At 59.7% G+C, this 18792-nt stretch carries 14 protein-coding genes; 4 read left to right on the forward strand and 10 right to left on the reverse strand.

Going from position 1 to position 18792, the window contains the following annotated elements:
• Nucleotides 1-408 precede the first annotated feature (408 nt).
• Nucleotides 409-951 (forward strand): DUF4823 domain-containing protein, encoded by a 543-nt coding sequence (locus tag L2Y94_RS06895; RefSeq protein WP_247373942.1) that lies wholly within the window; start codon nucleotides 409-411, stop codon nucleotides 949-951.
• Nucleotides 948-1649: a DUF4145 domain-containing protein gene (locus tag L2Y94_RS06900; RefSeq protein ID WP_247373943.1), complete on the forward strand. Its 702-nt coding sequence runs from the start codon at nucleotides 948-950 to the stop codon at nucleotides 1647-1649. Before L2Y94_RS06895 ends, L2Y94_RS06900 begins: the two co-directional genes overlap by 4 nt.
• Before the next feature lie 759 nt (nucleotides 1650-2408).
• Here L2Y94_RS06900 and L2Y94_RS06905 read toward each other — a convergent pair.
• From L2Y94_RS06905 to L2Y94_RS06920, 4 genes are all read right to left on the reverse strand, one after another.
• A complete protein-coding gene (locus L2Y94_RS06905; RefSeq protein ID WP_247373944.1) occupies nucleotides 2409-2759 on the reverse strand; it encodes a hypothetical protein in 351 nt (116 codons plus the stop codon).
• A 302-nt stretch (nucleotides 2760-3061) separates the two neighbouring features.
• Nucleotides 3062-4528 carry a helix-turn-helix domain-containing protein gene (locus L2Y94_RS06910; protein WP_247373945.1) on the reverse strand — a complete coding sequence of 489 codons (1467 nt, stop codon included), beginning with the start codon at nucleotides 4526-4528 and terminating at the stop codon, nucleotides 3062-3064.
• A gap of 75 nt (nucleotides 4529-4603) precedes the next feature.
• A complete protein-coding gene (locus L2Y94_RS06915; protein WP_247373947.1) occupies nucleotides 4604-5011 on the reverse strand; it encodes a hypothetical protein in 408 nt (135 codons plus the stop codon).
• A gap of 624 nt (nucleotides 5012-5635) precedes the next feature.
• Nucleotides 5636-6610, reverse strand: a complete 975-nt coding sequence (locus tag L2Y94_RS06920; protein WP_247373948.1) for a tyrosine-type recombinase/integrase — start codon at nucleotides 6608-6610, stop codon at nucleotides 5636-5638.
• Nucleotides 6611-6846: 236 nt separating this feature from the next.
• Between L2Y94_RS06920 and L2Y94_RS06925 the strand changes: the two genes are divergently transcribed.
• On the forward strand, nucleotides 6847-7179 hold the full coding sequence (locus L2Y94_RS06925) for a lipid-A-disaccharide synthase N-terminal domain-containing protein (RefSeq protein WP_247373950.1): 333 nt from the start codon (nucleotides 6847-6849) through the stop codon (nucleotides 7177-7179).
• Between the two features lie 90 nt (nucleotides 7180-7269).
• Here the strand turns inward: L2Y94_RS06925 and metH are convergent, their stop codons facing one another.
• The 3 genes from metH to L2Y94_RS06940 are packed head-to-tail and all read right to left on the reverse strand — an operon-like array spanning nucleotide 7270 to nucleotide 11982.
• Nucleotides 7270-9969, reverse strand: a complete 2700-nt coding sequence (metH, locus tag L2Y94_RS06930; protein ID WP_345780021.1) for a methionine synthase — start codon at nucleotides 9967-9969, stop codon at nucleotides 7270-7272.
• Nucleotides 9966-11042 (reverse strand): homocysteine S-methyltransferase family protein, encoded by a 1077-nt coding sequence (locus L2Y94_RS06935; protein ID WP_247373952.1) that lies wholly within the window; start codon nucleotides 11040-11042, stop codon nucleotides 9966-9968. Before L2Y94_RS06935 ends, metH begins: the two co-directional genes overlap by 4 nt.
• Nucleotides 11043-11055: 13 nt before the next feature.
• The gene (locus L2Y94_RS06940; protein WP_247373953.1) at nucleotides 11056-11982 is read right to left on the reverse strand and encodes an ArsR/SmtB family transcription factor; all 927 of its coding nucleotides are present in this window, start codon (nucleotides 11980-11982) and stop codon (nucleotides 11056-11058) included.
• Nucleotides 11983-12153: 171 nt separating this feature from the next.
• Between L2Y94_RS06940 and L2Y94_RS06945 the strand changes: the two genes are divergently transcribed.
• Nucleotides 12154-13314 (forward strand): acyl-CoA dehydrogenase family protein, encoded by a 1161-nt coding sequence (locus L2Y94_RS06945; RefSeq protein WP_247373955.1) that lies wholly within the window; start codon nucleotides 12154-12156, stop codon nucleotides 13312-13314.
• 224 nt (nucleotides 13315-13538) lie between these two features.
• On the opposite strand, the gene L2Y94_RS06950 is transcribed toward L2Y94_RS06945, so the two are convergent.
• The 3 genes from L2Y94_RS06950 to L2Y94_RS06960 are packed head-to-tail and all read right to left on the reverse strand — an operon-like array spanning nucleotide 13539 to nucleotide 18628.
• Nucleotides 13539-16850, reverse strand: coding sequence for an efflux RND transporter permease subunit (locus L2Y94_RS06950; RefSeq protein WP_247373957.1), 3312 nt, complete (start codon nucleotides 16848-16850; stop codon nucleotides 13539-13541).
• Between the two features lie 12 nt (nucleotides 16851-16862).
• Entirely contained in the window at nucleotides 16863-18098 is a 1236-nt protein-coding gene (locus tag L2Y94_RS06955) for an efflux RND transporter periplasmic adaptor subunit (protein ID WP_247373959.1), read from the reverse strand.
• Nucleotides 18095-18628: a TetR/AcrR family transcriptional regulator C-terminal domain-containing protein gene (locus L2Y94_RS06960; protein ID WP_247373960.1), complete on the reverse strand. Its 534-nt coding sequence runs from the start codon at nucleotides 18626-18628 to the stop codon at nucleotides 18095-18097. The genes L2Y94_RS06955 and L2Y94_RS06960 overlap by 4 nt, the downstream gene beginning before the upstream one ends.
• Nucleotides 18629-18792 lie beyond the last annotated feature (164 nt).

Genomic DNA, 18792 nt, shown 5'->3' on the forward strand with positions numbered 1-18792 from the left:
TTCCCTTTTTCTTTGCGTCGAGAACGTGCACAACTTACCCCGGTCGTTCACAGCGTGCAATGTGCACGGACCTGACGACCCTCTGAGCATGCACAGCTAGATTTGTGCACAGCCTCGACTAACCCCTTGATCCGTCTATAGGTAGCCCTGCCTAGTTGAGGCAAGGGACAGGCTATCCCTGTCCTTCGGCTAGCACCGAAGCATCTACCGCTGAGCTAACCGTAGCCTGCTAGGTGTCACCTAATGCCCCTGGGCTATATCTGGCTCAGATACAAGGAACCCCAATCCACTGTCCGGGAATTCGGCCTTGATCAGCCACCGGGGTAGAAGGGGGTTAGGGGTGCGTATGTATATACGAACTTGAGCTAGAATTTTTCTTGGGGAAATCATCAGGACAGGGAGCAAGGAATGAAGAAGTTTGTATTGGCTGCTGTGGCCTGCATGGCTGTGGCTGGATGCTCAGTGCCTAGGTCAGTAAAAGAGGGTGGTCCACTAACAGGGCAGACCGTTAATGCTCAGAAGAGGGTGCTTGTTCTCTCTGTGACCGATGGTCAGGAGAAAGGACAAGACCCTGCTATTGGTAGTGGGCAAGCTGTCGTCGCGTCTATCAGAAAATATCTGACCATGCATGGCATACCTATGTCTGTGTCGTCATCTACTAACACTGAGCAGGGTATTGCTGAGGCCGATGCTCAAGGGTTTGCTTATGTGCTCAAACCGATGGTCACGCTATGGGAAGACAACGCTACTGCATGGTCAGGGAATGGAGACAAACTCAGTATCTCCATGGAACTGTTCGATGCTCATACCCATCAACTGGTAGCTGCATCAACTCATAAGCGTGTAGCTACAGGTGCAACCTTTGTCAGTGGTACTCCTGATCGGTTCATCGATGAGGTGAGCAACGGTGCCTTAGGGCAGATTTACGGTTGGAGGGAGGGGAAGCAATGAAGCCATTCGCATGGACTTGCCCGTACTGTCAGAAGGCGACGCTCATCACGGATGCGAATTACGATAGGGAGCTAATGGCGTTCGAAACCTCTACCGCGTCTGGAAAGAGGGGTTTTGTTCTTCAGATGACGACTTGCCCCAATCCTGATTGCAAGCAATATCAAATCGTCGTCACTGAGCATGACACAGGTTATTCAAACGGATCATTTGGGCCTGAGGGACGACCTGTTGCCAATTGGATGCTGCGCCCGAACTCGAAAGCCATCCCACTGCCAGTGTATGTCCCGGCAGCGATTGTTGAAGACTACAATGAGGCATGTCTGATTCGAGACTTGAGCCCCAAGGCATCAGCCACGCTGTCTCGCCGCTGTTTGCAAGGAATGATTCGTGATTTTCACCAAGTCAAGCCAGGAAATCTTTTCAATGAAATAAACGAGATTAAGGACAAAATCGATGCGGTAACGTGGGCGGGTATCGATGCTGTGCGTAAGGTTGGAAACATCGGTGCACATATGGAGAAGGACGTAGACGTTATCGTTGATGTCGAGCCAGAGGAGGCGCAGCTTCTGATTGGCCTGATCGAGACCCTGATCAAGGAATGGTATGTGGCTCGGCATGATCGCAAGCAGGCAATGGATGCATTGATAAAGCTGGCTGCTGATAAAGATGCTGCTAAGAAGCCTCAGACACCTCCCTGATTGACAGGGCCATAGGCGGGTGTAATATCCCGCCTCACGGCAAATAGGCCTAACCTCAGGGGCAAACCGTAGGTGACCTAGGGTCATCAGGTGGTGGTAAGCAGGAAGGCTTGGGAATGCCCAGGTGATCTATGTGAGCTACCACCTACCTAGCAGGAGGTTTGATCCTGCACACCCTGATGCTGGTGAGTAAGCGTCGCCTCTGTATGGCAAGAGGTTGAAGGTTCTGCCATCGGGTGCCCATGCCGAACATGGGACATAGCTGACATGCAATGTGTCCCTATGATCTGAGCAAGACCCTTAAGGGGAGGGTAGAGCGTGCACAATATCCGACGATGCGTAGTCGTTACGATTGCCTGCATGATTCTCAGTGGATGCTTCGATTCAGATGGTCGTAAGCATGAGGACCTTCCTCAGTTCTATATCAGTGAGGCTCGCTGTGTCATAGCTGCCGAGAGATTGAACCTGTTTAAAGAGGCTGCTCGTCACTTCGATCATGCGCGGAGTGAGCGTGATCTACAGACCTCTATAACCCATAAAGAAACTCCTCTATCCCCATTCTTCATTGCTGCTAGGTATGTGGGTATGGGTCAGACTGCTCAACGAGCAGCTATCTATCTCTCGGAATCCTGTGGCCGTGATGTCACGTCAGGTGAAGTGAGGGATGCTGAGTAGCTTGCATCAGCACTGAGTTGTAGTGGTGATGGAAAGAGAGCAAAAAGGACAATGCACCAATCGTTTAAAAATAAATAATTATGCTCAATGCCTAGAAGCATCGGTCTTTAGTCGAGCAATGTCTTCATCAAATTCGCTTGCAATCCTGGCTTCAATGGCTAGATGCTTCTGAACCTCAAGCTTAGATGGTCTGCCTACAGGTCTAGTCTTGCCTGTTACTCTCAGCATCTCTTTAACTGCTACAAGGTTTCTTTCCTCAACTCCCTCCTTGAGGGCTTGCATAGCTACATCTGACCAATGAAGTCTATGCTCTCTATCCCAGCCATGCTCTAAAGCATATTCATCTAATGCCAGAAGGGTGACTCCCCATTCCTTTGCTAGCTTCTTGTGTGAGTAGGCTGTTACATATTTCTCTTTTCCATCTGCTGGAATCATATTAATTCTCCTTGCTTTTGATCTTGATCTTTTACTTTTATGCATGCTTTTAAATGACGCTTTTTGCCTTGGCTCTTACCTTCTTGAGCAAGCGAAGCTTGGGAAAGACCTATGGTAAAGCCTCCAATAAATCAGCTAAATCAATATGGGTATTTGTACTAGGTCCTTCCTAAGCTGGCGCTTACTCAGGAGGGGAAGAGCAAGAGCATAAGTGAGTCAAAATATACCAAGTATTTATTAGTAGCAAATGACTCAAAAGTGTCCCAGTTTCTCCTAGAAATACTTAGGAGGTTTTGGGACAGTTACATCAGTCGACAAACCTTGGACTTACTTACGCCTAGTTGTTGAGCAATATCCCTGATGCTCATTCCCTGAGCTTTGAGCGTCTTAGCTTGCAAAGCAAGGTTTTCACGCTCCATATGTCTCTTATCCTGAGCCTCAGTTGGTAGCCTCTTAGGAGGATCAATCATGAGGCAGGTATTGATCAGGCATGACCCATCGAAGTCTAAGGCTAGCTTTCTGGCCTGCGTATAGCTGGTAACAATGTGCCAAGTATCTTCATCAGATTCCTCGATACGAGCACTAGTTCTATGAGCAAACTGGATGAGTTGATCATCCTCTCTAGCCCATCTCATAGCTTCTCTACCTTCCTGTAGAGGAATGCCCATCTTCTGCATGATCCTTACAGCAGGACCATACTCATCAGGGGAAGGGTTACCATGGAGGATGTGAATAGAAACTCTCTTATCCTTCCACTCATTCAATCCTCTTGTGTCAAACGGTGTGCGTTCCACATGCTTAGGTAGGTCAGGCTTACACCATTCATGGCTAGCGAAGATTGCGGGGTTGCCATTGATATACCTAATGGCTCTCTCGATAGCATGATTACCGAAGCATTCTGAGTTCCATTCAGTAGCTACAGAGCCATCAGGCATTGTCATCAGCATACGCTTAGAGACGAATGCTCCCTCTTGATCTCTCACTAGAGGCAGGATGTGGGGAAGACCCTTACGTAGCATCTTCTTCTTGATGACATTGAGCTTGAAACCTTTACGTAAAGCATGCTTGGCAACCAAGCTTCTATCAACATTCGCACCCATGATGGTCACTGATGCAGCATGTTCGAAGCATCGGGTGAAGTCTGTAAACCCTTCCACCCTTACCAATACAGTCTCCTTACCCTTATCGTTCCTGTTTGGTGTAGCTGTCACAGTCTTGGTCGGACTGAGCATGGCATCAAGAACTAGAAGGAGAGTCTTGTTTCTGGTTCTGTTGTTCTTTGCATCTTCAATGCCCTGAGCATGAATCTCCCATGCTTCCTCTAGCATTGCCTGATTGAGGATGAGACCTCCATCGTCATCACAGTCACCGACGTATGGAGCAATCACTCTCTCATACTCCTTCGATGCCATTCCTACGCATGTTATCTCCTCCGGTTTAGGAGACTCATCAATGAATAGTTCCCAGTCTTCTAGCAGCTCTGGTTTGACTGAGGCAAGGCATTTATGGGTGATGATGAGTAAGGGTGTCTTCCTCTCATTAAGGGCTAAGTTAGCTTGGTGGATGACTGAACCTACATCTTTGGTCTGACCAGTGAAGATGGGGGTGTAAGGCTTCTCAGCCTGATCTAACCTTTGCATGACCTCAGAGGCTAGCTGCCTAGTTGGTGATGCGTAGACATATCGCTTAGCAGGGTCGATGCCTTCGATGAATGTCTGTGTCTTACCTACACCGGGATTGCCGGATAATACGTCTACGATAGTAGCCATATAGTGTTGCTCCTTATTGTTGGCTAGACTATTGCCAGCGTGATGTTTGCTCCTCAGTTGAGCAGTGAAGGGTTGTTACTCGGTGATTCGATATTTGCGTGCAATATCCTGACGGATGGCCGCCATGAGTTCGGCTGCACCTTTGTCTGTGTTCTTAGCTTTGCCTACTGATTTAATCCCTAATAGGTTTCCCTGGCTGTCATAAACCATGTTGCTTTCCTTAGGCTGAGCCTTGTCCTGTAACTCTTGAGCAAACTGAGCATCGAGGCTTGCTCTGATAAGTGGATCATTTTTGTAAAGCTCCAACACTGAGTCAGCACCAGCCTCACCCCACATGGCTAGTCGGTCCTTGTCATTACCAATGCTACGCTTGCGAGCAGGTTCTGCTGGTTTCTCAATCTGCTCTAAGGGAAGTCCGTCGGTGTTAGGTGATGATGCTGATGCAAAGATGCCAACAGATGGGGTAAATAGATCATTGGTCATTTGATGGCTCCTTATACTGGCTCAATTATTCGGTATTGATTCTTGGTGAATGGGGTACTTCTATCTCTCCGTACCTCAATGAGGCCGGAGTTCTGCATCCGCTTTAGGATATTTACAATTCCCGGATTACTAAGTCCTGTAACCCCGGCTAGATCATTGAAGCTGAGGCTTGCCCAGCCTGTTTCATCTAGTTGCTTCTGAATGGCCAGATAGACAATCTTACTTGCTACTGTCCGTAGCCCTTGGTATTGCAGGGCTACAATGTCATCCACTGTAATGGACATTGTTATCTCCTTTATTGGTTATGTTGGTCCTCTATTTGTATAGGTCGGAATTCTCCGGGGCACTACAACATCTGTAGGCAGCTAAGAAAGATAGTTCCTACAAATATATAGACGGAAAAAAATGGCAAAAAAATACCATTGCAGGAGGGTACCGATTTAATCAATATTCATCTTTCGTGGCGTAAATGAGTGGGTAGGTAAGAGAACATTCCTGCCAACTCATATCTACTTAAATGGAAATCAACGAAAGCTAGAAATAGTTAGCCACTTCCTTTCATTTATATTTATATAAGAAGTTAAAGCTTGGAAAAATGTCGAATAAACTTCAAAACACTTTGCATCAGTCAATTAGGTGCAATACGTCTTTGGCATTCAAATGCGTATATCTAGCCACCGATCTAGGGTCACGGTGACCACTGACAACCATAATCTGGGCATTGTTTAAGCCCTTCTTAGCCACATTGGTTATGCGTGTATGGCGTAGCTGATGGATGCGTACGGTGTCGGGTAGACCTAGCTTTTCCCTTGCCCTCTTAACCGCATTGGAGGCACTGTGAGGGCGAACCTCGAACAATTTATCTGAGGGTTTCCCCAGACCTCGGCATCGTGTTACAGCAAGCTCTAGAAGCTCTACAGCCCTCTTGGTGAGAGGAACATTCCTTGTGCCGGTCTTGCCGTCAATCACGTCCACGATCCTTTCCTCCAAATGGAGACAGGACCGGGTTAGTTTGATAATTTCGGATCTACGCATAGCCGTTTCATAGGCTAGTTCCACAATGATTGCCATTGTGGGTTTGAGTGCTCCAAGCAACCTATCAAGCTCCTCTCTACTCACCACCTTATCGCTTGGCTTAGAGGCAGGAGGCATAAGGATGCTAGAAACAGGGTTAGCTACATCCAGTAGCAGTTCCCTCTGTGCATACCGATAAAACCGAGACAGGAACGCTAGCTGCCCCCTACAGGTTTCAGGTCTCACTTCCTTCAACCTTCTCAGCTTGAAGTCATTGACCATCCTCGGAGTGAGTAGACCAATGCTTAGGGGGAAGACCTTGCCTAGCTGGTCAGCAATCATCCTGCACTTGTCATAGCCCTGATGGCCCCTTAGACGGGCCTCAGCATAGGCGTAGCCCAAGTCTTTCACAGTGGGTAGGGCATGGCCCTGTGAAGCTTCCTCTGCCTTCCTGAGGGCTTCCTGACCATCTACCCATGCCTGAGCTGCGGCCTGAGTGGGGAAGGTCTTGGAGATGGGTTTCTGCCCCTTGGTCCGTACTTGTACATTCCAGTTACCACTGGATAGCTGTCGAATATTGGCCATGTTGTGAACTCCTACTGGTGAAAGGGAGTTCTCGACAACCTCTTGTATGCCTTAGTAAACTTGGCCGAGCCCAAGAGTTTTCACACGGCAGGTGTCACAAGTTCGATCCTTGTACCGCCCACCATCGATTCCAAGAAACCCGGCTCAATGCCGGGTTTTTTCTTGTCTGTCCCCAGTAAAGCTTCCAGCAAGCCGCGGTGCTTAGAATGGCCCGGTGACGACGCCCGGATACCGCCATGCACGAAGTACTCGCCGACATCCACCTCATCATCCTCACCCCCTGGAAGCTCGTCGGCCTCCTCGGCACCTTGCTCTTCACGGCGCGCTGGTTCGTGCAGTTCTACGCCACGAAGAAGAACAAGAAGGTCACGGTGCCGATGTCGTTCTGGTACCTCTCCGTGAGCGGCAGCGTGCTGACCCTGGCCTATTTCATCTGGGGCAAGAACGACTCGGTGGGCATCATCCAGACGGCGTTTCCGATGCTGGTGTCGTTCTACAACGTGTTCGCGCACCTGCGGCACAAGGACACCAAGGAAACCGTCAAGCCGGGCGGCCCCGAGGACAATTGAATCGCGGACAGGGTCCGCTCCCACCCTCTGGTAGCCGGCTCGCTACCGAAGGGTGGGAGCGGACCCTGTCCGCGATGACGACGAAGCGAATCAGTCGGGATCGTAGTCGAGGTACGGGGCCAGCCAGCGCTCTGCTTCCGACCGCTCCCAGCCCTTGCGCTTCGCGTAGTCGTCCACCTGTTCCCGCGTGAGTCGTCCCACCACGAAATACTGGCTGTCGGGGTGCGAGAAGTACCATCCCGACACCGCCGCCGTGGGATACATGGCGAAGCTGTCCGTGAGTTCGATGCCGGTGTGTTTCGTCGCGTCGAGCAGTTCGAACAACGAGCGCTTCTCCGTATGTTCGGGGCAGGCCGGATACCCGGGAGCGGGGCGGATACCCCGATAGGCCTCGTTGATCAGGGCGTCGTTGTCGAGCGATTCGTTGGGCTCATACCCCCAGAACTCCTTGCGCACGCGCTCGTGCATGCGCTCGGCGAAGGCCTCGGCGAGACGGTCGGCCAGGGCCTTGAGCAGGATCGACGAATAGTCGTCGTGGGTGGCTTCGAATCGGGCCACATGCTCGTCGATGCCGATGCCGGCCGTCACGGCGAAACCGCCGATCCAGTCCTGCACGTCGGCGTCCTTCGGTGCGACGAAATCGGACAGGCAGAAATCGGGACGTTCCACCGGTTTGTCGGCCTGCTGGCGAAGGTGGCGCAGCGTGACCGCCGCCTTGCGCTTGCCGGTGCCCGGTTCCGCGTAAACCTCGATGTCGTCACCTACTTGGGCGGCGGGCCAGAAGCCGATCACGCCCCGCGCGGTGAGCCACTTCTCGGCGACGATGCGGTCGAGCATCGCCTGGGCATCGCGATAAAGCTCGCTGGCCTGCGTGCCGACCACCTCGTCGGTGAGGATGGCCGGGAACTTGCCCGCCAGCTCCCAGGCGTTGAAGAACGGTGACCAGTCGATGTAGTCGCGCAGTTCGGCCAGGTCGTAGTCGTCGAACACCGTGATGCCGGGCGTCTTCGGGACGGGAGGTGCGTAGTTTTCCCAGTCGCCCCGGTACCGCTGCGCGCGCGCCTTTGCCAGCGGCACCAGTTGCTTGCCGGTGCCGCGCCCGCGATGCCGTTCGCGCACCTCGGCGTATTCCGAGCGCACCTTGGCGATGAATTCGTCGACGAGGTCCTTGCTGACCAGCGACTGCGCCACGCCCACGGCGCGCGAAGCGTCCTTCACCCAAACGGTGGGCGACTTGTAGTGCGGCTCGATGCGCAGCGCGGTGTGCGCGCGCGAGGTGGTGGCGCCGCCGATCATCAGCGGCACCTGGAAATCCTGGCGCTGCATTTCGCGGGCCACCTGGCTCATTTCTTCCAGCGAGGGCGTAATGAGGCCGGAGAGGCCGATGATGTCGGCGTTCTCGGCGCGCGCGATGTCGAGAATCTTCTGCGTGGGCACCATCACGCCGAGGTCGATCACCTCGAAGTTGTTGCACTGGAGCACCACGCCCACGATGTTCTTGCCGATGTCGTGCACGTCGCCCTTTACGGTGGCGAGCACGATCTTGCCGTTGCTCTTGCCCACCTCGCCGGAGAGTTTCTTCTCTTCCTCGATGAAGGGAATGAGGTGGGCCACGGCCTTCTTCATCACGCGTGCGGATTTCACCACCTGCGGCAGGAACATCTTGCCCGCGCCGAAGAGATCGCCTACCACGTTCATGCCGGCCATCAGCGGCCCCTCGATCACGTCGAGCGGCCGGGAGGACAACTGCCGTGCTTCCTCGGTGTCTTCCACCACGTACTGGTCGATCCCGTGCACCAGCGCGTGGCTCAGGCGGTCGATCACGGGCTTTTCGCGCCACGCGGCGGATTCGACGACCGCGGCGCCCTTGCCGCCCTTGTAGGTGTCGGCGATGTCGAGCAGGCGTTCGGTGGCGTCCGGGCGGCGGTTGAGCACCACGTCCTCGACACGCTCGCGCAGCTCCTCCGGCAGGTCGTCGTAGATCGCCAGGGCGCCGGCGTTGACGATGCCCATGTCCATGCCTGCCGCGATGGCGTGGTACAGGAACACCGAATGGATCGCTTCACGCACCGGGTTGTTGCCGCGGAACGAGAACGAGACGTTGGAGACGCCGCCGGAGATGTGCGAAGCGGGAAAGCGCCGCTTCAGTTCGCGCGTGGCTTCGATGAAATCCACGGCGTAATTGTTGTGCTCTTCGATACCCGTCGCGACGGCGAAGATGTTCGGGTCGAAGATGATGTCCTCGGGCGGGAAGTCCAGCCGGTCCACCAGCAGCTCGTAGGCGCGCGAGCAGATCTCGACCTTGCGTTCCTTGGTGTCGGCCTGGCCGGCCTCGTCGAAGGCCATCACCACCACGGCCGCGCCGTATTGGCGCACCTTGCGCGCATGCTCCAGGAACAGCGCTTCGCCTTCCTTCATCGAGATGGAGTTGACGATGCCCTTGCCCTGCATGCAACGCAGGCCGGCCTCGATCACGCTCCACTTGGAGGAATCGACCATGATCGGCACGCGGGCGATGTCCGGCTCGGACGAGATCAGGTTCACGAAGCGCGTCATCGCGGCCTCGGAATCGATCAGTCCTTCGTCCATGTTGATGTCGATGATCTGCGCGCCGTTCTCCACCTGCTGGCGGGCGACGTCCACGGCCTCTTCGTAACGGCCTTCCTTGATCAGCTTGCGGAACTGCGCCGAGCCGGTGACGTTGGTGCGTTCGCCGACGTTGATGAAGTTGAGGTCCGGGGTGAGGACCAGCGGCTCGAGGCCGGAGAGGCGGGTATAACGGATGCTCATGCGGCGTTCGCGCTGGCCTGGCGGATGCGGGGCGGGTAGGGGGAAACGGCCTCGGCGATCGCGGCGATATGCGCGGGCGTGGTGCCGCAACAGCCGCCGACGATGTTGATGAGGCCGTTCGCCGCGAAGTCGCGGATGGTGGCGGCCATGCTCTCGGGCGTTTCGTCGTATTCGCCGAAGGCGTTCGGCAGGCCCGCGTTCGGGTGCGTGCTGACCGCCGCGTTGGCGATGCGGGCGAGCATCTGCACGTGCGGGCGCAGGTCTTCGGCGCCGAGCGCGCAGTTGAGGCCTACCGACAGCGGCTGGATATGCTCCACCGAATAGAAGAAGGCTTCGGCGGTCTGGCCCGAGAGCGTGCGACCGGAACGGTCGGTGATGGTGCCGGAGATCATCACCGGCACGCGCGCGCCCAGTTCGTTGAACAGTTCCGAGAGCGCGAACAGCGCGGCCTTGGCGTTGAGGGTGTCGAAGATGGTTTCCACCATGATCGTGTCGGCGCCGCCTTCGATGAGCGCGCGGGCCGATTCGATGTAGTTGGCCTTCAGCTCCTCGAAGTCGATATTGCGGAAGCCGGGGTCGTTCACGTCGGGCGAAATCGACGCCGTGCGGCTGGTGGGGCCGAGCACGCCGATGACGAAACGCGGCTTGTCCGGCGTCAACCGGGTCATCTCGTCGCAGGCCTCGCGGGCCAGCCGGGCGCCTTCGCGGTTGAGCTCGGGCACGAGGTGCTCGAGGTGGTAATCGGCCTGGCTCACGCGCGTGGCGTTGAAGGTGTTGGTCTCGATGAAATCGGCACCCGCTTCGAGATAGGCACGGTGCACGCCCTTGATGATCTGCGGCTGGGTGAGCAGCAGCAGGTCGTTGTTGCCCTTGAGGTCGCATTCGCCCGGGTGGTCGTGCTCGTGCAGGCTGTCGTGGCCGCCGGAAAAGCGTTCGCCGCGGTAGCCCGATTCGTCCAGCTTATGGCCTTGCAGCATGGTGCCCATGCCGCCGTCGAGGATCATGATCCGCTCGGCGAGGCCTTTCTCGATGAGGGCGACGCGGTCGGGATGGAGCCAGGGAAGGGTGCTCATGACGGCCTCCGGATCAGGGCTTGCGGGCGAGCAGGCTGATGACTTCGAAATGCGGCGCGCGGCGCTCGCGGCTCAGCCGCTCGCAACTGACCACGTCCAGGCCCGCGTCGCGCGCCAGGGCGGAGAGTCCGTCGCAGTCGAAACCGAGGTTGCGATGGTCGAAGGGCTCGACCACCGCGCGGTGGTCGTGCTCGCCCAGGGTGGCGGCCAGCACGCGGCCGCCGGGTTTGAGCACCGACGCCACCTGGCGGAACACCTCGTCGGGATGCTCCGAATAGGTGAGGGCGTGCATCAACAGGACGAGATCGAAGCGGCGGTCGCCGAGGTCCAGCGCATGCATGTCGCCCTGGCGCACTTCCACGTTGGAAAAAGCGGCAAGCCGTTGGCGGGCCGCGTCGGCCACGCGCTCGGAGCTGTCGATGCAGACGATGGAATGGGCGTGCGGGGCCAGCAGTTCGGCGGTGACGCCGTCGCCGGAGGCGATGTCGAGCACGTCGCCGGTTTCCAGCAGTTGGAGCAGCGAGCGGGCCAGGGTTTCCCAGGTGCGGCCCGGCGAATAATGGCGCTCCATGTCGCCGGCCACGGTGTCGGCCCAACCCTCGCTGCGGGCGCGCTGGGCGAGCACCGCGGGCAGGCGTTCGGCGTCCTCGCGGAGCAGGGCGTCGCTGAGCGTATCGCGCAGCGACGCCACCAGCGCGGCCAGGGTGGGGTCGGCTTCGGCGTTGGCTCGGTAATAGGCCGATACCCCCGCGCGACGATCGCGCACCAGCTCGGCTTCCTTGAGCTTGGCGAGGTGGGTCGAGACGCGCGGCTGGGCGAGGTGGAGCACGGCGGCCAGTTCGGCCACGGTGAGTTCCTCGCGGTCGAGCAGGGCGAGCAGGCGGACACGGGTTGGATCCGCCAGGAGCCGCAGCACCGTGGAGGCGGTCGAGAGATCCATCCAACATCCTTTTATCGCGATACAGAGATACCAAGGATGCGGCCGATGGCGCCCAAGGTCAAGGCCGCATGTTGCGGTGCAGGGCGGCAAAGGATCGAACGACCGTTAGAATGGTCGGATTGTCTTCTCCACAGAACCTGCCGGCCGAAGGGCCTGCGTGAGGTAATACCCATGGATTTTCGTTTTACCGACGACCAGCTGTCGATCCAGTCCATCGCCCGTGAGTTCGCCCAGAAGCGCATCGCGCCGGTGGCCGCCGAACTCGACGCCAAGGGCGAGTTTCCGCTGGATAACATTCGCGAGATGGGCCAGCTGGGCCTGATGGGCATCGAAGTGCCGGAAGAGTACGGTGGCGCGGGCATGGACCCGGTCGCCTACGTGCTGGCCATGGTCGAGATCGCCGCGGCCGACGCCGCCACCTCGACCATCATGTCGGTGAACAATTCGCTCTTCTGCAACGGCATCCTGAAGAACGGCACCGAGGAGCAGAAGCAGAAGTACGTGCGCGCCATCGCCTCGGGCGAAGCCATCGGCGCCTATGCGCTCACCGAGCCGCAGTCGGGTTCCGACGCCTCCAACATGCACACCCGCGCGGTGAAGAACGCCGACGGCGACTGGGTCATCAACGGCAAGAAGAGCTGGATCACCTCCGGTCCCGTCGCGCGCTACATCGTGCTGTTCGCCGTGACCACGCCGGGCATCGGCGCCAAGGGCGTGTCGGCCTTCGTCATCGACACCCAGCGTCCCGGCTTCCTCGCCGGCAAGACCGAGCCCAAGCTCGGCATCCGCGCCTCGGCCACCTGCGAGATCGAATTCCACGATTACGTGTGCCCGAAGGAAGACATGCTCGGCGCGGAGGGCAAGGGCTTCTCCATCGCCATGGGCGTGCTCGACGCCGGCCGCATCGGTATCGCGTCGCAGGCCGTCGGGATCGCGCGCGCGGCTTACGAGGCCACGTTGCAGTGGTCGCGCGACCGCAAGGCCTTCGGCTCGCCGATCGGCACCTTCCAGATGACCCAGTCGAAGATCGCCGACATGAAGTGCAAGCTGGATTCGGCCCTGCTGCTGACGCTGCGCGCCGCGTGGACGAAGCACCAGGTCGAGAAGACCGGCGGCCGCTTCGGCACCGAGGCGTCGATGGCGAAGCTGGTGGCCTCCGAGGCCGCGATGTGGATCACGCACCAGGCGGTGCAGATCCATGGCGGCATGGGGTACTCCAAGGAAATGCCGTTGGAGCGTTACTTCCGCGACGCGAAGATCACCGAGATCTACGAGGGCACGAGCGAGATCCAGCGCCTGGTGATCGCGCGTGCGGAGACGGGGTTGCGCTGAGGGGCGTGCTCTTTCCGTAGGGGCGTGGTCGCTCCCTCGGACGAAAGGCGCTGGGTTCCTGCCTGCGCAGGAACGACGTGAGGTTCTGTTGTAGATAACATTGAATCTTGCAGCTCGTCGTTCCTGCGCAGGCAGGAACCCAGCGCCTTGAGGTCGGTTATCGCGAAACGATGGAGAGCACAAAAAAAGAGCCCGGCTTTCGCCGGGCTCTTTTTGTTTACACGTTACGGTCGATCCGTGCCCCTGCGGGGGTCCGAATCGAAGGCCCTCACGTCGCCGACGTTCGGCGCGTGCGGACCCGTGTTCACGGGACCGGGGCCGTCGCCGCCACCGTGCGGGTCATGGCCATCGTCGGGGCCATGGTGCGGCAGCTTCCGCGAGGCCTCGTCGAGCTTGTCGCCCAGCATGCGGCGAACCACCACGTAGAACACGGGGATCAGCAGCAGGCCGAGGAAGGTGGCGAACAGCATGCCGCCGATCACGCCGGTGCCGATGGCGTGGCGGGAGTTGGCGCCCGCGCCGGTGGAGATCGCCAGCGGCAGCACGCCGAGGATGAACGCCATCGAGGTCATCAGGATGGGGCGCAGTCGCAGCCGGGCGGCTTCCACCACCGAGTCGCGCAGCGTCTTGCCTCCCTGCTGCTGCTCCACCGCGAACTCCACGATCAGGATCGCGTTCTTCGCCGCCAGGCCGATGACGGTGATGAGGCCGATCTTGAAGTAGATGTCGTTCGGCAGGCCGCGCAGCATCGAGAACACCACCGTACCCAGCATGCCCAGCGGCACCACCAGCAGCACGGCCACCGGGATGGACCAGCTTTCGTACAGGGCGGCGAGGCACAGGAACACGATCACGATGGACAGCACCATGAGCATGGTGGCCGAGTTGCCCGCCAGGATTTCCTGGTAGGACTGGCCGGTCCAGTCATAGCCGAAGCCCTTGGGCAGCTTGTCGTTGACGATCTCCTCGACGATGCCCATCGCCTGGCCGGTGGAATAACCGGGGGCGTTGTTGCCCACGATTTCCACGGCCGAGTAACCGTTGTAGCGGGTGAGGCTGGGCGCGGCCATCGTCCACTTCGTATGCACCACGCTCGACAGCGGCACCATGGCGTTGTCGGTGGCGGTGGACGTGCTGGCGACCGAGCCGCCGGTGGTCCCGGACGCCGTGGTGGCCTGCGCGTTGCCGCTCGGCGTGAAGATGTGCTCGAACGCGTTGGTGCCCATGCGATACGGGGCATCGGCCTGGACCATCACGCGCTTCACGCGGCCGCCGTACTGGAAGTCGTTGACGTACACCGGGGCCAGCGTGAGCTGGATGGCCGTGTACACGTCGCTGACCGACAGGCCCATGCTCTGCGCCTGCGTGCGATCGACGTTGAGCTGGAGCAGCGGAGCGTCTTCGAGCGTGTTCGGACGGATGCCGACCAGCGCCTTGTTCTGCGCGGCGGCGCCGAGCAGCTGGTTGCGGGCCTGGGTGAGTTCGTCACGCGACTGGCCTGCACGAGCCTGCAGGTACATGTCGATACCGCCGAACTGCGACAGGCCGCGGATGGTCGGCAGGTTCACCACGAAGATGGTGGCGTCGCGCACGGCCTGCATCTTGCCGTTGGCCTGCTGGATGAACTCGGTGGCCGTGGTGTCGCGGACGTCCCAGTCCTTCAGGCGGATGAACACCATGCCCACGTTTTCGCCCGAACCGACGAAGCTGAAGCCGGAGATCTGGAACACGCCCTCGACCGCGGGATCCTTGAGGATGATGTTGCGGATGTCGCCCATCACCTTCTCGGTGCGGGCGATGCTCGAGCCCGGCGGCAACTGCACGATGGCCAGCGCGAAGCCCTGGTCTTCGTCGGGCACGAAGCTGGTGGGCAGCCGCGTGAACAGGAAGCCGCAGAGCACGCCGATCAGCACGAACACGATCATCCAGCGCGGCGCATGGCGCACCGCCGAGCTGATATGGCCCGAGTAGGTGTGCGTGGTCCAGTCGAAGACGTCGTTGAACTTGCGGTAGAGGATGTTCTTCTTCTTGCCGTGTTCGTTCTTGAGGATGGTGGCGCACAGCGCCGGGGTGAACGAAAGGGCGAGGAAGGCCGAGAAGCCCATCGACACGGCGATGGTCAGCGCGAACTGCTTGTAGATGATGCCCGAGGCGCCCGGCTGCAGCGCCGAGGGCACGAACACCGCCGCGAGCACCACGGTGATGGCCACCACCGCGCCGGTGATCTGGCCCATCGCCTTGCGCGTGGCTTCCTTGGGCGAGAGGTGTTCCTCGCTCATGATGCGCTCGACGTTCTCGATCACCACGATCGCGTCGTCCACCACGATGCCGATGGCCAGCACCATGCCGAACAACGTGAGCTGGTTGATGGTGAAGCCCAGCGGCGACAGGCCCAGGAAGGTGCCCAGCAGGGCCACGGGGATGACCAGGGTGGGGATGATCGTGGCGCGGAAGTTCTGCAGGAACAGCAGCATCACGAGGAAGACGAGGATGATCGCCTCGACGAGGGTATGCACCACTTCCTCGATGGAGATCACCACGAACTTGGTCGTGTCGTACGGGGCGAACCAGGTCACGCCGTCGGGGAAGCTCTTGGAGAGCTCGTCCATCTTGGCGCGCACGGCATTGGCCACGTCGAGCGCGTTGGCGCCCGGCAGCAGCTGCACGCCGAACGAGCCGGTGGCGGTGCCGTTGTACTGGGCGTTGAAGCCGTACGTCTGCGGACCGAGCTCGACGCGGGCGACGTCCTTCAGGCGCACCACCGTGCCGTCGTTGTTGGCGCGCAGGATGATGTCGCTGAACTCCTTGGCCGTGGTGAAGCGGCCCTCGGCCGACACGGTGGCGCTGAAGCCCTGGCCGTTCACGGCCGGATCGGTGCCGATGGAGCCCGCGGCGAACTGCACGTTCTGCGTGCTGAGCGCGTTACGCAGGTCGGACGCGGAGAGGCCGTAGCCGCGCAGCTTGTCCGGGTTCACCCAGATGCGCATGCCGTACTCGGAACCCAGCTGGCGCGTGTTGCCCACGCCGGGGATGCGCGCGATCTGGTCGAGCACCTGCGAGGAGACCAGGTCGGTGAGGCGGTCGCCGTCGATGGCCGGGTTGCTCGAGGTGAGCGCCACGAACATCAGGAAGTCCGGGTTGGACTTGGCCACCACCACGCCCTGCTGGGTCACTTCCGAGGGCAGGCGCGGCGTCGCGAGCGACACCTTGTTCTGCACCTGCACCTGGGCGATGTCGGGATCGGTACCGGTCTCGAAGGTGAGGGTGATCGTGGCCTGGCCGGCGGAGCTGGACGAGGACGAGAAGTAGAGCAGGTGGTCGATACCCGTCAGCTGCTGCTCGATGACCTGCGTCACGGTCTTTTCGGTCGTGTCCGCGCTCGCGCCCGGGTAGGTGGCGGTGACCACCACCTGCGGGGGTGCGATGTTCGGATACGACTCGATACCCATGTTGAGCAGGGCGATCGTGCCGCAGAGGCTGATCAGGATCGCCACCACCCACGCGAAGATGGGGCGATCGATGAAGAAACTCGGCATGAGGGGGCTCCCTTACTGCTTGCCGCCGGCCGTGGCCTGCGGGGCCACCTGGCCTTTGAGATCGCCGGTGGGCGCGGTCGCCGCGGCGGGCGACGCCTTCACCGGTGCGTTTTCGCGTGCCTTGGGCAGGCCCTGCACGATGATCTGGTCACCCGGCTTGAGGCCGCCGGTGACCACCCAGTTCTCGCCGCTGATGCGATCGGCCTGGATCGGACGACGCACGGCGGCGGAGGGGACGGTCTTGTCCTGGCCGGACTGCGGATCCTTCATGTGGCCTTCGCCGACGACCATCACGTACGCCGAGTTGGCGTCGCGCAGCACGGCGGCCTGCGGCACGAGGAACACGTTGTGCAGGCTGCCCAGGTCGGCCTTCACCGTCACGAACTGGCCCGGCAGCAGGCGCATGTCGGGATTGGCGAGCTTCGCGCGGAGGTTCACCGTGCCGGTCTGCGGGTTGACCGTGGCCGAGGAGAAGTCGAGCTGGCCCTTCTCGGTGTAGTCGGAACCGTCGGGCAACTGGATCGTGACGGTGGACTTGGTGGTGTCCGACAGCGTGGCGGCACCGGCGGCGGCGGCGCGGCGCATGGTGTCGAGGTCGTTCACCGACATGCTGAAGTTCACGTAGAGCTGGTCGATCTGGTCGACCTGGGTCAGCAGGGTGGTTTCGTTCTGGCCCACGAGGGCGCCTTCGGTCACCTGCTGCTGGCCCGCGCGGCCGTCGATGGGCGAGACCACGTCGGTGAAGCCGAGGTTGATCTTCGCGGCCTGCACGGCGGCTTCGCCCTGCTTGACCGCGGCATTGGCCGTGCGCTCGTTGGCCTCGGCGGTGTCGAGGTCCTGGCGCGAGACGTAGTTCTTGCCGATCAGGCCGCGGGCGCGATCGGCCTGGGCCTTGGCGTTGGCCGCCGAGGCGCGGGCCGAGGCGAGCTGCGCCACCTGCTGGTCGAGTTCGGCCTTCAGCGGCTGCGGATCGATCTTGAAGAGCGGCTGGCCGGCCTTGACGTCGGTGCCCTCCTCATAGAGGCGGTGCAGCAGGATGCCCGGGACGCGGGCGCGGACGTCGGCCGTGCGGTAGGCGGAGAGTCGGCCGACCTGGTCCTGGACGAGCGGAACGTCCTGCGGCTGGGCCGAAACGACGCCGACTTCCGGCGGGGGCGGCTGCTGGGGAGCTTCCTGCTTGTGGCAGGCGGCGAGTGCGGCGACGAGGCCGGCGGCCAGCAGGGAAGTGCGCAGGGGCAGGGGTTTCATGAGAACTCCGTTCCGATTCCAGGTTTCTTGTTCGTTCGCGCCGGGGCATCCGGAAGGATGTCGTACGCGTGCATAAATACGGTTACCGCGTGTCTTGCCCATTGGTCCTGTGCCTTACGTCCCCTTGCACGGCCGCCGAAGAGGCGCCGGTCGCCTTCCACGCCGTGCATCATGGCAAGAAACAGCTCGGCCGCCACGTCGGGATCTTCCCGGCGCATACGGCCCTGGTCCATGGCCTCGGCCATCAATCGGGCCAACCGCTTCGCGAGGGTGTCGATCGCGAGGCGAAAGAACGTTTTCGCCGCCGCCGGAAACCGGGGCGCTTCCGCGATCAGCATCCGGCCGAGCGCGACGTTGGCGTGATCCATCACATGGGTCTGGTGGGCCTGCGCCAAGGCGTGCAGGGTGGCTGGCAGGCTGCGGCTTTCGGGGGTGAGGCTCGCATGCAGGGGCAGCACGAGTTGCTCGACGGCGGCATGGAACAGCGTGTCCTTGTTGGCGAAGTGCGCATACACGGTCTGCTTGGACACGCCCGCCTCGCGTGCCACGGCTCCCATGCTGACGCGGTAACCGTCACGCAGGAACAACGCGCAAGCCGCCTGGAGCACCCGCTGCTGATGATCTTGAGCGGGGCGGGGATCCAGGTGCGACACGAGCGTTACCTGCTGGACTATACCGTCCAGTTTAGAATCTC

Source organism: Luteibacter aegosomatis (genome assembly GCF_023078455.1).
GTDB classification, from domain to species: domain Bacteria; phylum Pseudomonadota; class Gammaproteobacteria; order Xanthomonadales; family Rhodanobacteraceae; genus Luteibacter; species Luteibacter aegosomatis.